Origin of the sequence: Duganella sp. SG902 (assembly GCF_013376005.1) — a bacterium.
Classification (GTDB): domain Bacteria; phylum Pseudomonadota; class Gammaproteobacteria; order Burkholderiales; family Burkholderiaceae_D; genus Rugamonas.
The window spans coordinates 318,654-338,157 of the sequence record NZ_JABMJK010000002.1 but is presented as its reverse complement, the minus strand read 5'-3'; the positions used below and the strand labels follow the sequence as shown (position 1 = coordinate 338,157).

The following is a 19,504-nucleotide window of genomic DNA, read 5'->3' as shown; positions in this document are numbered from 1 at the left end:
GATCAGGCGGCCGGGTCGCTGTAGCGTTCGGCGATGGCCATGAACTCCTCCTCCACCGTCAGCATGGCGTCCACCACGTCGGGGTCGAAGTGTTCGCCGCTTCCCTGCCGTATCATCTCCATCGCGGTCTCGTGGGTGAACGCCGGCTTGTAGACGCGCTTGGAAATCAGCGCGTCGTACACGTCGGCCACCGCCATCAGGCGCGCCGACATCGGGATGGCGTCGCCGGCCAGGCCCTCCGGATAGCCCGAGCCGTCATATTTTTCCTGGTGCGAGTAGGTGATCTCGCGCGCGTAGCGCAGGAAGGTGTTGGTGTAGCCCAGCGCGTGCTCGACGTTGACGATGGCGTCGCGGCCGTACACCGTGTGCTTCTTCATGATCTCGAACTCGGCGTCGGTCAGGCGGTCCGGCTTGAGCAGGATGGCGTCCGGGATCGACACCTTGCCGATGTCGTGCAGCGGCGCCGCCTTGAACAGCGCCTTGATGTTGGCGTCGCTCAGCTCCTCCTCGAAGCGCTTGTGGTGTCGCAGCTGGCGCGCCAGCGCGGCGATGTAGTGCTGCACGCGGCGCAGGTGGTTGGCGGTTTCGTACTCGCGCGTCTCGGCCAGCGAGGCCATGGCCCAGATCATGGCGTCCAGCATCTGGCTCAGCTCCAGCGTGACCTCTTCCACCACGTGCTCCAGCAGGTTGCGCTGCTGCTTGAGCAGCTCGCGCGAGTGGCGCAGCTGCAGGTGGGTGTCGACGCGCGCGCGCAACACCCCGGCCGGCACCGGCTTGGGCACCACGTCGGCGGCGCAGGCGTCCAGCGCGCGCTGGGCGTCGGCCGCGCGTTGCAGCAGGATCACGGGAATGTCGGCCGTGTCCGGGCTGGACTTGAGCTGCTGGCACAGGCTGTAGCCGTCCACGCCGGCCAGGTCGGCGTCGGCCACCACCAGGTGCGGGCGCGGCACGTGTTGCATGATGTCCAGCGCGGCGCGGCCGCTGTTGGCCAGCCGGACCTCGTACTGATCCTCGAGCATGCCGTTCATCTGGATCAGCTGGTCCGTAGCCTCATCGACGATCAGCACGATGGCCTTTTTGACATTCATCTGCCGCCACTCCCCCCTGTGTTCTCCCCACCATCATAACCGCAGCGGAATTGCCCGCCAAAACTATTTTTCCCCGCCTAGCTTGCAATTATATAGCACACTACCTATACTGCGGACATGGACACGCACACCCCTCCCCCCTCGACCGTCCCGCAGCTCGACGCGCAGCTCTGCTTTGCGCTGTATTCGACCTCGCTGGCCATGAGCAAGCTGTACCGCAAGCTGTTGCGCGGTCTCGGGCTCACCTATTCCCAGTACCTCGTGATGATGGTGCTGTGGGAGAAGAACGAACTGACCGTCTCGGAGGTGGGCGAACGCCTGTTCCTCGACTCGGCCACGCTGACCCCGCTGCTGAAGCGCATGGAGGCGGCCGAGCTGCTGACCCGCACCCGCGCCGCCAACGACGAGCGCCAGGTGATCATCAAGCTGACCCCGCACGGCGACGCCCTGCGCCACGAGGCCGCCAAGCTGCCGCCGTCCATCCTGCAGGCCACGCGCTGCACGCTGGACCAGGTGGTGGACATGAAAAAACAACTCGACGAACTGCGCGCCAGCCTGATGGCTTCCGCCGCCTAAGATCATGACGACACCTCTCTACACGCCGCTGGCCGAGGCCGCCGCGGCGTTGCGGCGCGATGGCTACGCGCTGCTGTGCGCGCGGGACGTGGCGGCGCTGGCCGGCGTGCCGCTGGCCGCGCTGAACGACCTGGCCCCGAGCTGGGACACGCTGGCGCTCGACAATTACCTCAAGGACGGCGGCCGCTACCGCCGGCGCCGCCACTCGTGCTTCGTGCAGCAGGGGCGCCAGCTGACCCAGACCGCGCACCGCGCGCACTGGCAGCCGCTCGAATACAACGCCCTGCACGGCGGCATGCACCGCCTGTTCGAGCCGGTGCTGCCGGCCACGGTGGCGCAACCGGCCTGGCCGGCGCTGATCGCCGCCATCGGCCAGCTGTGCGGCGCGGCGCGCGGCGAGCGCGATCCCGCCGCGCCATGGTACGTCGAGGCGCACCAGTTCCGCATCGACACCACCGACGGCATCGGCCGCCCCACGCCCGAGGGCGCGCACCGCGACGGCGTCGACTTCGTGGCCGTGCTGCTGGTCGCGCGCGAGGGCATCAAGGGCGGCGAGACGCGCGTGTTCGAGGCCGACGGCCCCAACGGCAAGCGGTTCACCATGACCGAGCCATGGACCCTGCTGCTGCTGGACGACGCCACTGTCATCCATGAATCCACCCCGATCCAGCCGCTGGCCGCGCACGGCCACCGCGACACGCTGGTGCTGACCTGGCGCGCCGGCGCGTTCCAGGGACAGGAAACTTCCACTTGAGGGGCTAATCCGATATAGTCTCTTCAGCTAACTATGCACCAGGAGGGTGGTCCGTGGACACCAGCTACGAAATACAGCCCGATGAAATCGAAATCCTGATCGTCGAGGACAGCCCCACCCAGGCCGAGCGGCTGCGCCGCTTGATCCAGTCGATGCGCTATGGCGCGCGCGTGGCGCCCAACGGCAAGCTGGCGCAGGAGGCGATCCGCGAGCGCAAGCCGCACCTGGTGCTGTCCGACATCGTGATGCCGGAGATGGATGGCTACGCGCTGTGCCGCGCCATCAAGACCGACGACGAGCTGCGCGACATCCCGGTGATCCTGGTGACCTCGCTGATGGACCCCAAGGACATCATCCGCGGCATCGAATGCGGCGCCGACAACTTCATCCGCAAGCCCTACGCCGAGGACTACTTGCTCAACCGCATCGGCCACATGCTGATGAACCAGAAGTTGCGCAAGAACCAGAACATGGAGATCGGCATCGCGCTCTACCTGGGCGAGCAGAAGCACTTCATCAACGCCGACCGCCAGCAAATCCTCGACCTGCTGATCTCCACCTACGAGCAGGCGGTGCAGGTCAACGCCGAGCTGCAGGCGCGCGAGCGCCAGGTGATCGAGCTCAACATGCGGCTGGCGCACCACGCCGGCGAGCTGGAAACCATCAACCGCGAGATCGCGCTGAAGAACCTCGAGCTGGCCGAGGCCAGCCGCATGAAGTCGGCCTTCATCGCCAACATGTCGCACGAGCTGCGCACCCCGCTCAACGCCATCATCGGCTTCACCGGCGCGCTGCTGATGAAGCTGCCCGGCCCGCTGACGCCGGAGCAGGACAAGCAGCTCAACACCATCCGCACCAGCGCGCGCCACCTGCTGTCGCTGATCAACGACATCCTCGACGTCGCCAAGATCGAGGCCGGCAAGGTCACGCTGGAGCTGGAGACGGTGCAGTGCCAGGAGGTGGTCAGGGACGTGGTCGACACGCTGCGCCCGCTGGCGCTGCAAAAGAACCTGGCGCTGGAGATGGAGCTGGCCGATCCGGCCATCGTGCTGGAGACCGACCGCCGCGCGCTGACGCAGATCCTGCTCAACCTCGGCAACAACGCCATCAAGTTCACCGAGACCGGCACCGTGCGCGTGACGCTGACCGAGCGCCCCGCCGAGGGCGGCAAGCGCATCATCGACTTCTCGGTGGCCGACAGCGGCGCCGGCATCCGCGAGGAGGACCAGGCCAAGCTGTTCCAGGCCTTCTCGCAACTCGACTCGACCTCCACCCGCCACGCCGAGGGCGCCGGCCTGGGCCTGTACCTGTGCCAGAACCTGGCCAACCTGATCGGCGGCTCGCTGTTCTTCAAGAGCGACTTCGGCCACGGCAGCACCTTCACCCTGGCGCTGCCGCGTAACTAGTTACTTGAAAGCATGTGCATCGCAGCAAGACTTGCGTGAAAATCTACCTCCATGGAGGGATGAACAACGTAGTTTTACGGTATTGCGCCGCAACATAAAGAGGGGTATAGTGGGAACTGTCTCCTCCAACCGTTCGCTGAACATTGGAATTCAACCCGCACCGTGTGGTCGCGGGTTTTTTTTTGCCGGCGCGCCGCGCCGCGTGGGAATTGGTGATATTTTCCGCGCCGCAAACATTTATACTCGCGTGCATGGACTCCTTCACCCTGGTCATCGTGTCGGCGCTGGCCAGCACCATCATGGCGGCCACGATGTATCTCCTGCATCGCGCCAGCCGGCGCGCGCCCTGCCTGCTGGACTGGTCGGCGGCCGGCCTGTCCTTCCTCGCCTCCAACGCCATCGCCCTGCTGGCCATGCGTAGCGCGCTGCCGTTCGCGCTGGCGCCCGGCGTCGCCAACGTGTTCTACATCGGCGGCCATTACCTGATCCTGGCCGGGGTGCGCCGCCATCTCGGCCTGCGCCCGCGCTACGACTGGCTGGCGGCGCTGGCGCTGGCCGTGCTGGCGCTGCACGCGAGCGACTATGCCCATGGCCCGGTCAGCCAGCGCCTGTTGCTGCTGACCCCGTTCGTGGTGGGCATCAACGCCAGCGTGGTGTGGCTGCTGGCGCGCCATCCCGAGGCCGCCATGCGCGGCGCCTGCCTGCCGCTGCTGCTGGTGGAGGCCGCCTTCATGACGCAGATGTCGCTGCGCGCCCTGTTCCTGGCCCTGGGCGAGCCGCCGCGACTGACCTTCCTCGGCAACCAGATCTGGCAGACCGGCGGCTCGCTGGCGGTGCTGGCCTTCCTGTCGCTGGCCACCATGTGCTGCGCGCTGATCGTGATCCGCCACCAGGAGCTGGCGCTGCGCAGCGCCTCGCTGACCGACAGCCTGACCGGCTGGTTCAACCGCCGCGCCCTGCTCGACATGGCCGAGCGCGAGTTCCAGCGCCACCGCCGTGGCGGCGCGCCGCTGCACTTCCTCACCTTCGACATCGACCACTTCAAGACCATCAACGACCAGCACGGCCACGCCGTGGGCGACGCCGCCATCCGCCACGTGACCAACGTCGCGGCGCAGGCGCTGCGCGGCTATGACGCGCGCTTCCGCATCGGCGGCGAGGAGTTCGCCGTGCTGATCGCCGGCGCCGGCCACGCCCGCCAGGCCGGCGAACGCCTGCGCGCGCTGATCGAAACCACGCCGCTGCTGATCGACGGCCAGCGCCTGACGCTGACCGTCAGCCTGGGCGCGGCCGCCTGCCTGGCCGACGACCTGCAATGGGACGAGGCCCTGCGCCGCGCCGACCAGGCGCTGTACCACGCCAAGCGCCACGGCCGCAACCGCCTGAGCGTGTACGGCGAGGACGTGCCGCCGCCCGCCGCCGCCCGCCTGGCCTGACGCCCCTCCCCCGCTAAAAAAATTTTCAAATGCTGCAATATTGCAGGCCGGCGCGCGTCTACACAGGGACAAGACCACCCAACAATAAATTAAACAATCGATTTAGTTATATCATTTGTTTGAATTATGTGATGTAATGCCGGCCATGAACGCTAAACCACTCCAACACGATTCCAGCCAGCCAGCCGAAGACGCGCGCAAGCCCCGTTCGGACGGTGAGCAGTCGCGCGAGCGACTGCTGCAAGCGGCCATGCGCCTGTTCGGCGAACAGGGCTTCTCCAAGACCTCGACGCGCGAGATCGCGCAGGCGGCCAACGCCAACGTGGCGGCGATCAGCTACTACTTTGGCGACAAGGCCGGCTTGTACCAGGCCTGCTTCACGGCCATCTGCACCCCGGTCGAGAACAACATCGCCATGTTCGACCAGCCCCACTTCACGCTGCGCGAATCGCTGCAGGGCTATTACCGGCAGATGATCGAGCCGCTGCTGGCGGGCGGCGACGCCGACGTGATGCTGCGCCTGTTCTACCGCGAGATGCTGGAGCCGACCGGCATCTGGCAGCAGGAGATCGAGAACAACATCAAGCCGGAGCACATGGCGCTGGTGGGGGTGCTGTGCCGCCACCTGGGCAAGAAGAAGCCGGACGACGGCGTGCACCGTCTCGCCTATGCGATCGCCTCCATGTGCGTGCAGATGCTGATCGGACGCGACATCGTGGCGGCGATCACGCCGCACATGATGGCGTCGCCGGCGGCGGTGGCCGAGTGGGCCTCGCATCTGACGGTGTTCGCCGAGGCCTTGGTCAATGCGGAAAAAACCAAACTTCAACAAGGGAAAGCATGAGTATCTTTTTACGCGCGACAGTATTGGCTGTCGCGGCGACGCTGAGCGCCTGCGCCGTGCAGGGCCCGGCGAAGCAGGTGGATTCGCTGGCGCCCCAGCAGTGGCAGGCGCCGTTGCCGCACAACGGCAGCCAGGCCGATCTCGCCACCTGGTGGCGCGGCCAGTCCGACGGCTTGCTGGTGGAGTTGATCGAGTCGGCGCAGACGGTCAGTCCGAGCGTGGCGTCGGCGGCCTCGCGCATCGCGCAGTCGCGTTCCGAACGGGTCGCGGCCGGCGCCGCGCTGGCGCCGAACCTGGACGCGGCGGCCAGCGTCAACCGCTCCAACCAGCAGTCGGCGCTGCCGATGGGGACCACCTCGCAGGCGGCCTTGAACGCGTCGTGGGAGATCGACGTGTTCGGCGCCAACCGCGCGGCGCGCGACGCGGCGCAGGCGCGCCTCGACAGCGCGCACGCGGGATGGCATGACGCCCGCGTGTCGGTGGCGGCCGAGGTGGCGAACCAGTACTACGGCTTGCGCGCCTGCGAGCAGCTGTTGGCGGTGGCGAAGCAGGATGCCGTGTCGCGCGCCGACACGGCCAGGCTGACCGAACTCAGCGCCTCGGCCGGCTTCCAGTCGCCCGCCAGCCTGTCGCTGGCGCGCGCCAGCGCCGCCGAGGGCAACAGCCGCTACATCGCCCAACGCGCGGCCTGCGACGTCGACGTCAAAGTGCTGTCGGCCCTGACCGCGATAGCCGAGCCAGACCTGCGCCAGAAACTCGCCGCCAGCGCGCAAGCCGCCGGCGCCGGCGCGGCCGGGCCAAACGGCGGCGCCACGCCGGGAGCCGCTGGCTACGCCGTCTTCGCCGCGCCGTCGATGCCGATTGCGGCGCTGCCGGCGCAGATCCTGAGCCAGCGGCCGGACGTGTTCAGCGCCGAACGCGAAGTGGCGGCATCGAGCGCGGACGTCGGCAACGCCCAGGCGCAGCGTTATCCGCGCCTGACGCTGTCCGGCTCCGTCGGCGTGGCCAACTTCCGCGCCGCCGGCGACAACACCAAAACCGACACCTGGACCATCGGCCCGGTGGCCATCTCGGTGCCGGTGTTCGACGCCGGCCGCCGCCGCGCCAACGTCGACGCGGCCAGCGCGCGCTACGACGCCGCCGTCTCCAGCTACCGCGCCACCGTGCGCAACGCCGTGAGCGAGGTCGAACAGGCGCTGGTCAACCTCGACAGCACCGCCGCCCGCGCCGGCGACGCGCAAACCTCGCTGGAAGGCTACCGCGCCAACTACACCGCCGTCGAGGACCGCTACAAGAACGGCATGGCCAGCCTGTTCGAACTGGAGGACGCGCGCCGCACGCGCCTGGCCGCCGAACAAACCGTCATCAACCTGCAACGCGAGCGCAGCGCCGCCTGGGTCGCCCTCTACCGCGCCGCCGGCGGCGGCTGGAACGCGCCCGCCGCCATCGCCGCCAACTAATCAGCACAGCCCATCATGAAAACCAAACTCAAACCACTCGCCTATCTCCTGGCAGCCGCCTTCGCGCTGGCCGCCGCCGGCATCGCCGCCTACGCCCCCGCCACGCAGGCGGCCGACGACAAAAAGGCCGAGGCGCCCAAGGCCGCCCTCACCGTCACCACCACCAAGCCCTCCAACGCCAGCCTGCCGATCAAGCTGGCCGCCAACGGCAACGTCGCCGCCTGGCAGGAGGCCAGCGTGAGCAGCGAATCGAACGGCCTGCGCCTGACCGAGGTGCGCGTCAACGTCGGCGACGTGGTGAAGGCCGGCGAGGTGCTGGCCGTGTTCTCCGCCGACACCGTCAACGCCGACCTGGCGCAGGCGCAAGCCGCCCTGCACGAGGCCGAGGCCAACGCCGCCGACGCCGCCGCCAACGCCGCGCGCGCCCGCACGCTGCAAAACTCGGGCGCCCTGAGCGCCCAGCAGATCAGCCAGTACAACACCGCCGAGCAAACCGCCAACGCCCGCATCGCCTCGGCCAAGGCGGCGCTGGCGAGCCAGCAACTGCGCCTGAAATACACCAGAGTGGTGGCGCCGGACAGCGGCGTCATCTCCGCCCGCAGCGCCACCGTGGGCGCGGTGTCCAACGCCGGCACGGAACTGTTCCGCATGATCCGCCAGGGCCGCCTCGAATGGCGCGCCGAAGTGGTGGCGGCCGACCTGCGCAACCTCAAGCCCGGCGTCAGCGCCACGGTGAAGGCCGCCAACGGCAGCGAGGTCATCGGCAAGGTGCGCATGATCGCGCCCACGGTCGATCCGCAAACCCGCTCCGCGCTGGTCTACGTCGACCTGCCGCTCAACGCCGGCAGCAAGGACGCGCCATTCAAGGCCGGCATGTTCGCCAGCGGCCAGTTCGAGCTGGGCGCCTCGTCGGCCATGACGGTGCCGCAGCAGGCCATCGTGGTGCGCGACGGCTTCAGCTTCGTGTTCCGCCTCAACGCCGACAAGCACGTCAGCCAGATCAAGGTGCAGCCGGGCCGCCGCCTGGGCGACCGCATCGAGGTGCTGGGCGGCCTCACCCCGGACACGCAGATCGTGGTGCGCGGCGCCGGCTTCCTCAACGACGGCGACTTGGTGCACATCGTGGCGGACAACCTCGCCAGCGCGGCCGCGCCGGCGCGCGCCAAATAAGGACGCCTCATGAACTTTTCCGCCCTTTCCATCAAAAACCCGATCCCGGCGATCATGCTGTTCGCATTGCTGTCGCTGGCGGGCTTCATGGCCTACAAGGCCAATCCGGTGCAGGACTTCCCGGACATCGAACTGCCCATCGTGACCGTCACCGCCACGCTGGACGGCAGCGCGCCGGCGCAGCTGGAAACCGAGGTCTCGCGCAAGATCGAGGACTCGGTCGCCACCCTGCAAGGCGTGAAGAACATCTACACCACCGTGCTCGATGGCGTCTCCACCACCACCGTCGAATTCATCCTGGAGAAGAACATCTCCGACGCGGTGAACGACGTGCGCGACGCCGTGGCCCGCGTCAAGGCCGACATGCCGGCCGAGCTGCGCGACCCCAGCGTGACCAAGGCCTCCACCGCCGGCCGCGTGGTGCTCACCTTCACCGCGGCGGCCGCCGACGGCCCGGGCGAGAAAATGGACGCGCAGGAGGTCAGCTGGTTCGTCGACAACACCGTCGCCAAGCGCCTGCTGGCGGTACCCGGCGTGGGCGCGGTCAAGCGCGTGGGCGGCGTGTATCGCGAGATCCGCGTGGAGCTGGACGACGCCCGCATGGCGGCGCTGCGCGTGTCCGCGCTGGACGTCTCGCGCCAGCTGCGCCAGGTGCAGAAGGAAGCGCCGGGCGGACGCGGAGACGTCAGTGGCGCCGAACAATCGGTGCGCACCATCGCCACCGTGAAGACGGCCGCCGAGCTGGCCGCCATCGATCTGCCGCTGCCGGACGGCCGCCGCGTGCGGCTCGACCAGGCGGCCAGCGTGACCGACACCGTGTCCGAACCGCGCGCCATCGCCCTGCAGGACGGCAAGCCGGTGATCGGCTTCGAAATCTTCCGCACCAAGGGCGCCAGCGAAACTGCGGTCGCCAAGGGCGCGCGCGCCGCCGTCGAGGAACTGCAAAAAGCCAATCCAAAAGTCGAACTGAAACAGGTGATCGACAACGCCCATCCGGTCGAGGAGAACTTCGAGGGCTCGATGGAGCTGCTGTACGAAGGCGCCATCCTGGCCGTGCTGGTGGTGTGGTGGTTCCTGCGCGACTGGCGCGCCACCGTGGTGGCGGCGGCCGCGCTGCCGCTGTCAGTGCTGCCGGCCTTCCTCGGCATCTACCTGTTCGGCTACACGCTCAACACCGTGACGCTGCTGTCGCTGGCCCTGGTGGTCGGCGTGCTGGTGGACGACGCCATCGTCGAAATCGAAAACATCGAGCGCCACCTGCGCATGGGTAAAACCCCGATGGAGGCGGCGCTGGAAGCGGCTGACGAAATCGGCATGGCGGTGATCGCCACCACCTTCGCGCTGGTGGCCGTGTTCCTGCCGACCGCCTTCATGAGCGGCATCCCCGGCCTGTTCTTCAAGCAGTTCGGCTGGACCGCCGTGATCGCGGTGCTGGCGTCGCTGGTGGTGGCGCGTCTGCTGACGCCGATGATGGCCGCCTACATCCTCAAGCCGGCCGCGCACAAGGAAGAGAAGGATGGCCCGGTCATGGCGCGCTACATCGCCGTCATGCGCTGGTGCCTGAAGCACCGCTTGGTCACCGCGATCGCGGCCGGCGTGTTCTTCGTCTGCTCGATCATGCTGGTGGGCCTGCTGCCGACCGGCTTCGTGCCGGCCGCCGACCGCGCGCAGACCCAGATCAACCTGGAACTGCCGCCCGGCTCCACCCTGGCCGAGACCAGCATCATCGCCGAGCGCGCGCGCCAGGCCGCGATGGAGGTCAAGGGCGTGAAGTCGGTATTCAGCTCCATCGGCGGCGGTTCCAGCGGCGACGCCTTCGCGCCCGGCGCGGCGGCCGAGGCGCGCAGCGCCGTGCTGACCCTGACCACCGCCCACCGCACCGACCGCAAGGAATCGATGGCCGACATCGAGGAAGCCATCCGCCACAAGATGGACGCCATTCCAGGCGCCCGCTTCAAGGTCGGCCCGGCCGACAACGGCGTCAAGATGCAGTTGGTGCTGCGCTCCGAGGACCCGGTGGCGCTGAAGGAAGCGGCGCAAAAGGCCGAGCGTGAGCTGCGCACCCTGAAGGGCGTGGGCAATGTGCGCTCGACCGCCTCGCTGGTGCGTCCGGAGATCATCGTCAAGCCGGACTTCGCCAAGGCGGCGGACCTGGGCGTGACGGCCGCCTCGATCGGCCAGACGGTGCGCGTGGCCACCGCCGGCGACTACGACACCGACCTGACCAAGATGAACCTGCCGGAGCGCCAGGTGCCGATCCGCGTCAAGCTGCCGGACGCCGTGCGCGCCGACCTGGACGCCATCGGCCGCCTGACGGTGCCGGGCAAGAACGGCCCGGTGCTGCTGGCCACCGTGGCCGAGATCACCATGGAAAGCGGCCCGGCACAGATCAATCGCCTGAACCGCAGCCGCAACGTCACGCTGGAGGTGGAGCTGGGCAAGCGCGCGCTGGGTGAGGTGAACGAGGAAGCGCGCGCGCTGCCGTCGCTTAAGAACCTGCCGCCGTCGGTGAAGATCGCGGAACTGGGCGACACCCAGGAGATGGCCGCGCTGTTCGCCAGCTTCGGCATCGCCATGCTGATCGGCGTGTTGTGCATCTACTGCGTGCTGGTGCTGCTGTTCAAGGACTTCATGCAGCCGGCCACGATCCTGGCGGCGCTGCCGCTGTCGATCGGCGGCGCCTTCGTGGCGCTGCTGGTGACCAACAGCGCGTTGTCCATGCCGTCCATGATCGGTCTGATCATGCTGATGGGTATCGTGACCAAAAACTCAATCTTGTTAGTTGATTATGCTATTCTGGCGCGTCGGGATGGCATGGGTCGATTCGAGGCGCTGGTCGATGCCTGCCACAAGCGTAGCCGGCCTATCCTGATGACCACCATCGCCATGGGCGCGGGCATGATGCCGCTGGCCCTGGGCTGGGGCGCCGATCCGAGCTTCCGCTCACCGATGGCGATCACGGTGATCGGCGGCCTGATCACCTCGACGCTACTGAGCCTGTTGGTGGTGCCGGCGGTGTTCACCTACGTCGACGACCTGGAACACTGGATGAAGCGCATGATGCGCAAGCTGCGCAAGGAAGCGCCGCCCAAACAAGGAGACTTACATGAAATACGAGATAAAAGAACTGCCTGAAGTCCGCGTGGCCTACCTGCGCTACAAGGGCCCGTTCGGCGCCGGCATCGGCGAATTCTGGAAAGAGGTGTTCACGCCGTGGCAGAAGGCCTACGGCCTGGTGGGCAAGGTGACGTACGGCGTGGCGCAGGATGATCCATCCACCACGCCGGCCAGCGAGTGCCGTTACGACGCCTGCGTGGAAGTGTCGGCCGATTACGAGGCCAAGCCGCCGGCGCAGCTGGGCAGCATTCCGGCCGGCCGCTACGCCGTGGCCCAGTTCAAGGGCACGGCCGACCAGGTGCCGGCGGCATGGGGCGAATTCTTCGGCCAGCTGCAGGCCGAAGGCAAGGCCGCCGAAGGCGTCTGCTTCGAGCGCTATCCGGCCGATTACGCCATGGACCCGGACACCGGCGTCTTCACCTCGGAACTCTGCATTCCGGTCAAGGCTTAGTCCAGCCGCCTCCCATGGCGCGGTACAGGTCCACCGAGGCCACCAGTATCCGCGTCTTCAACTGCAAGCGCCCGACGTCCGCTGTGAACAGCGTGCGTTGGGCGTCCAGCTCCTCCAGATACGAAGCGTAGCCGTTGCGATAGCGGTTGTGCGCGATACGCAGGGTTTCGGCCGCCGTGGCGCGGCGCGCATCGTTCTGCACCGCCTGTTCCTTCAAACGCACGATGGCGCCAAGGCTGTTGTCGGTTTCCGCAAACGCGGTGCGCACCGCATTTTCATACGCATAGATGGCCTGGTCGCGCTGCGCCGCCACCGCGTCGGTTTGGTGCTGCACGCGGTCGCCCTCGAACACGGGAGCGGCGACGGCGCCGGTCAGCCGCCACAACGCGGTCGGCGCGTTCACGAAGTCATGCCATTTCAGGTTCTGCACGCCGCCCACCGCCGTCAGTTTGAACGACGGCAGCAACTGGTCGCGCGTGGCTTGCAGGTTGGCGTTGACGGCGATCAGGTTGTACTCGGCGCGCGCGATATCGGGACGGCGGCGCAGCAGTTCGGACGGAAGCCCGGCCGGCACCTCGGGCGCTTCCAGCTGCGCCAGTTCGACGCCGCGCGTGATCGGACCGGGGTTGCCGCCGGCGAGGATGGACAGCGCGTTTTCCTGCTCGAAGATGGCGCGCCGCAGTTGCGGCACCTGTTCCGCCGTGGTCTGGTATTCGGCCTGCGCCTGCAGCCATTCCAGCCGCGAGCTGTAGCCGACCTCGAACTGCTTCTGCGCCAGCCGGGCCGATTCCTCGCGCAGCTTGAGCGTGGCCTCGGTCAGCGCCAGTTGCGCATCGAGGCCGCGCAGGTTGAGGTAGCCCGAGGCCACGGTGGCGGCGATCGACAGCGCGGCCGCGTCGGCATTGGCCTGCTCGGCCTGATAGGTGGCGGTGGCGGCGTCGGTCAGCGCGGCCAGGCGGCCCCACACATCGACTTCATAACTGGCCTGGAATTCGGCCTGGTAGACATTGGTCACATAAGGCACGCCGTTGTAGGCCAGCTGGCGCGTGCGCGTCGGCGCGCTGTCGACGATGACGTTGGCTTTCTGGCCGGCGGCGGTGACACCTACCTGCGCGCGATACTGCGCCACGCGCGCGCGGGCGATGCGCAGGTCGCCGTTATTCTCCAACGCCTTGTTGACCAGCGCCGTCAGCGCCGGATCGCCGAAACGCTGCCACCATTCGCGCGCCACCGGCGTGCCGGCCTGCCCTTGCACGGCGCTGCGCCACGCCGCCGGCGTCTGCAACGAAGAAGCCGGCGGCAGCGCCACCGTCGCCGCGCACCCGGCCAGCAGGCAGGCGGCGGCCACCACCGCCGCCCTGCTCCCGCGCCACATCATGGCTGCGCTCCGGCGGCCGCGCGCGCGGGGGGCGGCGCCTGCTCGTTGTCGCGCACCCGCACCGAGGTGTCGATGCTGACGATGACCGACATGCCGGGCGCCAGCCGGCGCGCCTTGGCCTGGCCGCCGTCGATCCTGATCCGCACCGGGATGCGCTGCGCGATCTTGACGTAGTTGCCGGTCGCGTTATCGGCCGGCAGCACGCTGAACTCCGAGCCGGTGGCCGGCGAGATCCGCTCCACCACGCCGGTCAGTTGCGCGCCATCCAGCGCATCGACCTTGAAGGTGGCCGGCTGCCCCACCTGCACATTGTTCATCTGCGTCTCTTTCAGGTTGGCGATCACCCACAGCTGCTTGGGCACCAATCCCATCAACTGCGCGCCGGTGTTCACGTACGCGCCCTTGCGCACCGTGACCTGCCCGAGCTGGCCATCTTCCGGCGCCGTGATGCGCGTGTTCTCCAGATCCACCTTGGCCGCCTTCAGCGCCGCTTCCGCCGCCGCCACCGCCGCCTCCAGCGACTGCTTGTTCACCGCCACCGTTCGCACCTGCTGCCTGGCGATCTCCAGACTCGCGCGCGCCTGCGACACCGCCGCCGTTGTCTGCGCCCGCGCCGCGCGCGACGAGTCCTGCTCGCGCAAGGACAGCGAGCCATCGGTCGCCAGCGAATCGACCCGCTTCAAATCCGCCAGCGCCTTGGCCGCCTGCGCCTCGGCGTTCGCCAGCGTGGCCTGATTCAGCACCACGCCCGCTTCCGCCGTGCGATGCGCCTGCGCCCAGTTGTCCAGCGCCGCCTTCTGCGCCGCCAGCTGCGCCTGCGCCTGCTCGTAACGCTGCTGATAAATGCGGTCATCGATCTGCGCCAGCAAATCGCCCTGCTTCACGTACTGGAAATCCTGCACCTTCACATCCACCACATAACCGGGCAACTGCGTGCCGATCAGGGTCACCTGCCCGCGCACCAGCGCGTTCTCGGTCGAGACGATGGCGCTGCTGAACGGCGGCAGCCGCCACGCGTACAGCACGATCAACACGCCCACCAGCGCCACCAGCGAAAACAACAACGCCGAAATAATCTGCGCCCGCCGGTCCGGCGCCGGCGCGCTGGGCGCCGCCGCCGCAACCGCTGCCGCCGCGGCCGCTGCGGCGACCGCCGCTACGCGGCTCTCGGAGGAAGATGCATTGTCTGGAGTGTTGTTGTTTGCCATATTCAGCGAGATCCCGAATTGTTAAGAGAGACATTGGCCATGCCGGTTTGCGCATTGTGCGCAGCCTTCGGCTGGCACACCACGCATATCGTCCACAGATAGTGCGCCAGCAGCCACGCCATGGTCAGCAGCGCCAGCACCGTGATCGCCAGGAACACATCGTTATATGCGAGGATGTTGGCCTCGCGCGTGGCCACGCCGCCCAGCGACGCCAGGCCGCCGGACTGGATGCGCGCCGCCACCTGCGGATCGAGCAGCGTCAGATGCTCGACCAGAATGCTGGAGTGATACTTCTCGCGCCACACCTGGAAAGTGCCGGTCAAGGCCGTGCCCAGCAGGCTGCCCAGCGTTTGCGTGATGCTGAACATGACCGAGAAGCTGATCAGATTATTCGGCGCCGCGATCACCGCGCCAAAGCCGGAGATAAACGTCGGCCCCACAAACAGCGCGCCGCCAAACCCCAGCAGGAACTGCGAGACATACAAATCCGACGGCCGCGTGAGATTGGTCGCGTCGGAATCCAGGTACGCCCCCAGCGCCATCACCGCCAGCGAAAAAATCAGCTGCCCCGGCACGCGCGCCGGCGTGATCGTCATCGCGCTGACCACCATGCCGGCAAAGGCGCCAAACATCACAATCCACCACAGCGTCAGCATCTGGTCGTTGTTCAGGCCCAGCGCCTGCAGGAAGCCCACCGTGCCGCTGGCCTCCGACTGCACCACGCGGATCAGCAGCACCGACAACGCCAGCCGCGCCATATTGGCGTTGCTCAGCCAGCGCGTGCTGAGCAGCGGGCGCGCGCGATTATGCTCGATCGCCAGCGCCGCCGCGATCAGCACGATGGCGCCCGCCAGGCAATAGCCAAGCCAGCGCGACTCCAGCCACCACACCGTGCGGCCAAGCGCCAGCACCGCCGACAGCAGCGCCACACCGGGCGCGAACAGGCCGAAGGTGACGAAGTCCATTTTCTCGAACGCCTTGACGCGGTCGCCGTGCGGCAGCTTGAGGAACAGCACACAGCCCAACGACACCAGCGCCAGCCCCAACTCGAAGAAATACAGCCCGCGCCATTCGGCGATCTCCATCAGCTCCGACGAGAACAGCCGCGCCATCGGCGTGGCCAGCTGCGAGAAACCGATGCCCAGCACCGCGCCCTTGAGCCGGTGCTCGGCCGGAAAAGCCTGCAGCGTGTAATACAGGCCCAAGGTGGTCAGCGCCGCGCCGCTCATGCCGTGCGCCGCGCGCACCGCGATGGCCGATCCCAATCCGTGCACGAACAGGTGCGCCACCGTGGCCACCGCGTACAGCACCAAAAACAATTCCGTGAACAGCCGCAAACCGTACTGCTGGCGGAACTTGACCAGCAACAGGTTCATGGAGACATTCGCCATCACGTAAGCGGCCGGCAGCCACTGGATCTCGGCCGAGTAAACGCCCAGCGATCCTTGCAGATAAGGCAGATTGACCGACACCAGCGCGTTTCCCAGGCCGCCGGTGATCGCCACGATAAAGCCCACCACCAGGAAGGCGATGCGCTTTTCGAACGGATGATGGGGATTGGACGGCGATCCGGGCAAGGTGGGACGCTCGTGCGGCTGCCAGACTTGGGGGGCGTAAACGTCCATGTTGGGAGAGGGGCGAAAGGCGTTATGGGGAGCATATCACTATGCTCCCCATTGTTGAATACTTCGTTGGTATAGGACGGGGTTACAGCGGGGCGGCGTCGGATTCGCGCCGGAAGTCGCGATGCGTGGCCAGGGCTTGCTTGAATTCGGCCAGCGCGCCATCCAGCGCACCGGCCGCCGCCAGCCACAGGGCGGGATCGGGCGAGCCGTCCTGCAACGCAGCCGGCACGCCGGCCGCCGCCAGCAACTTCTCGCCCGCCCCCACCGCCAGCAGCGGCTTGCAATGGCGGTATTGCAGGCGCACGAATTCGCGCGCATCGGCGTCGCCGGCCAGCATGGCAGCGCTGGCGGCGCCGTCGGCCACGATCACGGCGTCGTACAGCACCGCCGGTCCGGCCTCGATCGAGATTTCGACGTCGATCCGGCTGCCGTCGGCGGCCACCAGTTGCCCCAACTGCGGCGCCACCACGCGCGGCACCGCGCCGGCGGCCAGCAGGTCGGCGTAGATCGCCTTCAGGCTGGCCGCCTCCACGCCATGGCCGGCGAGGATGGCCACCTTGCGCGTCTTGACGCCGATCTCGCCCGGCCGCGCCAGCAGCGACAGCGCCGGCGATGGTGCGTAATGCGGCGACGGCGCGGCGCTGGCCAGCGGCATGGCCTGCGGCACCTCCATGCCCAGCCCCTGCGCCACGCCCTCCACCAGGATCGGATCGACATTGGCCAGCATCGACAGCAGGCGCACGCGCACCGCCGGCGTTTGCACCCGGCTCAATTCAAAGCGGAAGGCGTTGACGATGTGCGCCTGCTCGGCCGGCGTCTGGCTGATCCAGAACAGGCGCGCTTGCGCATAGTGTTCGGCGAACAGTTCTGGCTTGCCGCGCACCTTGTCCTCCGGCGGCTGCGGATGCTGGTGGAAGGTGGTGGTGAAGCCGGCCATGCCGGCCTGGAACGGGCAGCCGCCGCCCAGCGAATTCGGCTCGTACGCCACGCGGCCGCGATGCACAGCCTGGCGGTGCATGCCGTCGCGCTGGTTGTTGTGCACGCGCGCCAGCGGCGCGTTGACCGGGATCTCGTGGAAGTTGGGGCCGCCCAGGCGGCTGATCTGCGTGTCCAGATAGGAGTGGATGCGCCCCTGCAGCAACGGGTCGTTGGAGAAGTCGATGCCGGGCACGATGTGGGCGGTGCAGAACGCCACCTGCTCGGTCTCGGCGAAGAAGTTGTCCGGATTGCGGTTCAGCGTCATCTTGCCGACCACGCGCACCGGCGCCAGCTCCTCCGGCACGATCTTGGTCGGATCGAGCACGTCGAACGGGAACGACTCCGCCTCCTCCTCGGTGAAGATCTGCAGGCCCAGCTCCCATTCCGGATAAGCGCCGGCCTCGATGGCCTCCCACAGGTCGCGCCGGTGGAAGTCCGGATCGGCGCCGACGATGCGCGCCGCCTCGTCCCACACCAGCGAGTGGGTGCCGGCCACCGGGTTCCAGTGGAATTTGCAGAACACCGATTCGCCCTGCGCGTTCACCAGCCGGAAGGTGTGCACGCCGAAGCCCTGCATGCTGCGGTAGCTGCGCGGGATGGCGCGGTCGGACATCTGCCACAGCAGCATGTGGGTCGATTCCGGCATCAGCGAGACGAAGTCCCAGAAGGTGTCGTGCGCGCTCGACGCCTGCGGCATGGCGTGGTGCGGCTCGGGCTTGACCGCGTGCACCAGGTCGGGGAACTTCATCGCGTCCTGGATGAAGAACACCGGCATGTTATTGCCGACCAGGTCCCAGTTGCCTTCGTCGGTGTAGAACTTGACGGCGAAGCCGCGCACGTCGCGCACGGTGTCGGCCGAGCCGCGCTCGCCGGCCACGGTGGAGAAGCGCACAAACACCGGCGTGCGTTTGCCGGCGGCGGCGAACGGCGCCGCGCGCGTGAGGGCGCTCAGGTCCTGATAGCTCTCGAAATAACCATGCGCCGCCGAGCCGCGCGCGTGCACCACGCGCTCCGGAATGCGCTCGTGATCGAAGTGCGTGAGTTTTTCGCGCAGGATGAAGTCTTCCATGGCGGTCGGCCCGCGCAGGCCGACCTTGAGCGAGTTCTGGTTGTCCGCCACCGGCACGCCCTGGTTGGTAGTGAGGCGCTGCTCGCCGCCGTCGGCGCGCACGCGGTCCAGATGCCCGGCCGGGCAGGCGCCGACTGGCGGCGCGCCATTGCCCACCTTGGGCGAGGCGTTGTTTTCGCTGGCGGTGCTGCCGGTGGCGGCGGGATGCGGGACCGGACAGGTGCGGCCGGGCTGCGGCGCGCGCGCGGCGTCGCCATGCTCCCCCTCCTTGTTGGCGTTGAACGGCATGCCGGCCGCCAGTTGCTGGCCGCCGGCCACCTTGTCGATCAAGACCTGCTCCCGCGGGCTGGCGCCTCCCAAACTGTCGGGCGTGTGTGCCGACGATGGTCCCGAAACGCTGCTCAATACGGAACCGGCCCCCATGACGGAGGCCGGTGAATTCTTCTTGTTAGCCATGGATATCCTCTAGACGCTGTGGACGAACGACGCCCGGCCTGCGGTGCCGCCGTTCGCCCGGCAGCGCTGTCGGCCGGGCCAGGGGGATTTATTTGCTGCCGCGGGCGCCCAGCAGCTTGGAGATGCCGTAGCCGGCGGCGGCGGCCACCAGCACCGAGATCACCGGGCTGGCGCGCACGTGTTCGCGGCTCGATTCGGTCAGGTTGCGGCAGCTGGCGGCCAGTTGCTTGCCGCGCGCGGCCAGGCGCTCGGAGGTGCTCTCGACACCGTCGGCCACTTTGTCGACGCCGGTGTGGGCCTGGGCTTTCAGGCGCTCGGTGGCCGGCGGCACCTGATCGGCGATTTTGTCGATGGTGGCGTGGGCATCGGCGCGCAGGTCTTTGCCGATCTGGGTAACACCGTCGCGGGTGTTGTTGATTTTGGTGTCGAGTTTGCTGTCGATGCTGTTTTCCATGATGGGGTCCTCTCGTTGTGTGTGCAGGGTAGGA

The 19,504-nt window shown here is 67.8% G+C and carries 15 protein-coding genes; 9 read left to right on the top strand and 6 right to left on the bottom strand.

Going from position 1 to position 19,504, the window contains the following annotated elements; translation table 11 throughout:
• Positions 1–2: 2 nt before the first annotated feature.
• Entirely contained in the window at positions 3–1,088 is a 1,086-nt protein-coding gene (locus FHW83_RS05025; protein WP_176645262.1) for an HD-GYP domain-containing protein, read from the bottom strand.
• Between the two features lie 117 nt (positions 1,089–1,205).
• Here FHW83_RS05025 and FHW83_RS05020 point away from each other — a divergent pair, with 117 nt between their 5' ends.
• From FHW83_RS05020 to FHW83_RS04980, 9 genes are all read left to right on the top strand, one after another.
• Positions 1,206–1,664: a MarR family winged helix-turn-helix transcriptional regulator gene (locus FHW83_RS05020; protein ID WP_176645261.1), complete on the top strand. Its 459-nt coding sequence runs from the start codon at positions 1,206–1,208 to the stop codon at positions 1,662–1,664.
• Positions 1,665–1,668: 4 nt separating this feature from the next.
• Positions 1,669–2,418, top strand: coding sequence for a 2OG-Fe dioxygenase family protein (locus FHW83_RS05015; protein ID WP_176645260.1), 750 nt, complete (start codon positions 1,669–1,671; stop codon positions 2,416–2,418).
• 53 nt (positions 2,419–2,471) lie between these two features.
• The gene (locus FHW83_RS05010; protein WP_176645259.1) at positions 2,472–3,824 is read left to right on the top strand and encodes a response regulator; all 1,353 of its coding nucleotides are present in this window, start codon (positions 2,472–2,474) and stop codon (positions 3,822–3,824) included.
• A 251-nt stretch (positions 3,825–4,075) separates the two neighbouring features.
• Positions 4,076–5,260: a diguanylate cyclase gene (locus FHW83_RS05005; RefSeq protein ID WP_176645258.1), complete on the top strand. Its 1,185-nt coding sequence runs from the start codon at positions 4,076–4,078 to the stop codon at positions 5,258–5,260.
• Between the two features lie 145 nt (positions 5,261–5,405).
• Entirely contained in the window at positions 5,406–6,104 is a 699-nt protein-coding gene (locus FHW83_RS05000; protein WP_176645257.1) for a CerR family C-terminal domain-containing protein, read from the top strand.
• Positions 6,101–7,564, top strand: coding sequence for an efflux transporter outer membrane subunit (locus tag FHW83_RS04995; protein WP_176645256.1), 1,464 nt, complete (start codon positions 6,101–6,103; stop codon positions 7,562–7,564). Before FHW83_RS05000 ends, FHW83_RS04995 begins: the two co-directional genes overlap by 4 nt.
• A gap of 15 nt (positions 7,565–7,579) precedes the next feature.
• Entirely contained in the window at positions 7,580–8,734 is a 1,155-nt protein-coding gene (locus FHW83_RS04990) for an efflux RND transporter periplasmic adaptor subunit (protein ID WP_176645255.1), read from the top strand.
• Positions 8,735–8,743: 9 nt separating this feature from the next.
• Complete coding sequence (locus tag FHW83_RS04985; protein ID WP_176645254.1) at positions 8,744–11,869, top strand: efflux RND transporter permease subunit; 3,126 nt, start codon at positions 8,744–8,746, stop codon at positions 11,867–11,869.
• The gene (locus tag FHW83_RS04980) at positions 11,841–12,302 is read left to right on the top strand and encodes a GyrI-like domain-containing protein (protein WP_176645253.1); all 462 of its coding nucleotides are present in this window, start codon (positions 11,841–11,843) and stop codon (positions 12,300–12,302) included. Before FHW83_RS04985 ends, FHW83_RS04980 begins: the two co-directional genes overlap by 29 nt.
• Here FHW83_RS04980 and FHW83_RS04975 read toward each other — a convergent pair.
• The 5 genes from FHW83_RS04975 to FHW83_RS04955 all read right to left on the bottom strand — a co-directional run bounded on the left by FHW83_RS04975 (position 12,292) and on the right by FHW83_RS04955 (position 19,470).
• Positions 12,292–13,680: an efflux transporter outer membrane subunit gene (locus FHW83_RS04975; RefSeq protein ID WP_229224023.1), complete on the bottom strand. Its 1,389-nt coding sequence runs from the start codon at positions 13,678–13,680 to the stop codon at positions 12,292–12,294. The genes FHW83_RS04980 and FHW83_RS04975 overlap by 11 nt on opposite strands.
• A complete protein-coding gene (locus tag FHW83_RS04970; RefSeq protein WP_176645252.1) occupies positions 13,677–14,888 on the bottom strand; it encodes an HlyD family secretion protein in 1,212 nt (403 codons plus the stop codon). Before FHW83_RS04970 ends, FHW83_RS04975 begins: the two co-directional genes overlap by 4 nt.
• A 2-nt stretch (positions 14,889–14,890) precedes the next feature.
• On the bottom strand, positions 14,891–16,513 hold the full coding sequence (locus tag FHW83_RS04965; RefSeq protein WP_176645251.1) for an MFS transporter: 1,623 nt from the start codon (positions 16,511–16,513) through the stop codon (positions 14,891–14,893).
• 82 nt (positions 16,514–16,595) lie between these two features.
• Entirely contained in the window at positions 16,596–19,016 is a 2,421-nt protein-coding gene (locus tag FHW83_RS04960) for a catalase (protein WP_176645250.1), read from the bottom strand.
• An 88-nt stretch (positions 19,017–19,104) separates the two neighbouring features.
• Complete coding sequence (locus FHW83_RS04955; RefSeq protein WP_176645249.1) at positions 19,105–19,470, bottom strand: hypothetical protein; 366 nt, start codon at positions 19,468–19,470, stop codon at positions 19,105–19,107.
• Positions 19,471–19,504: the final 34 nt, after the last annotated feature.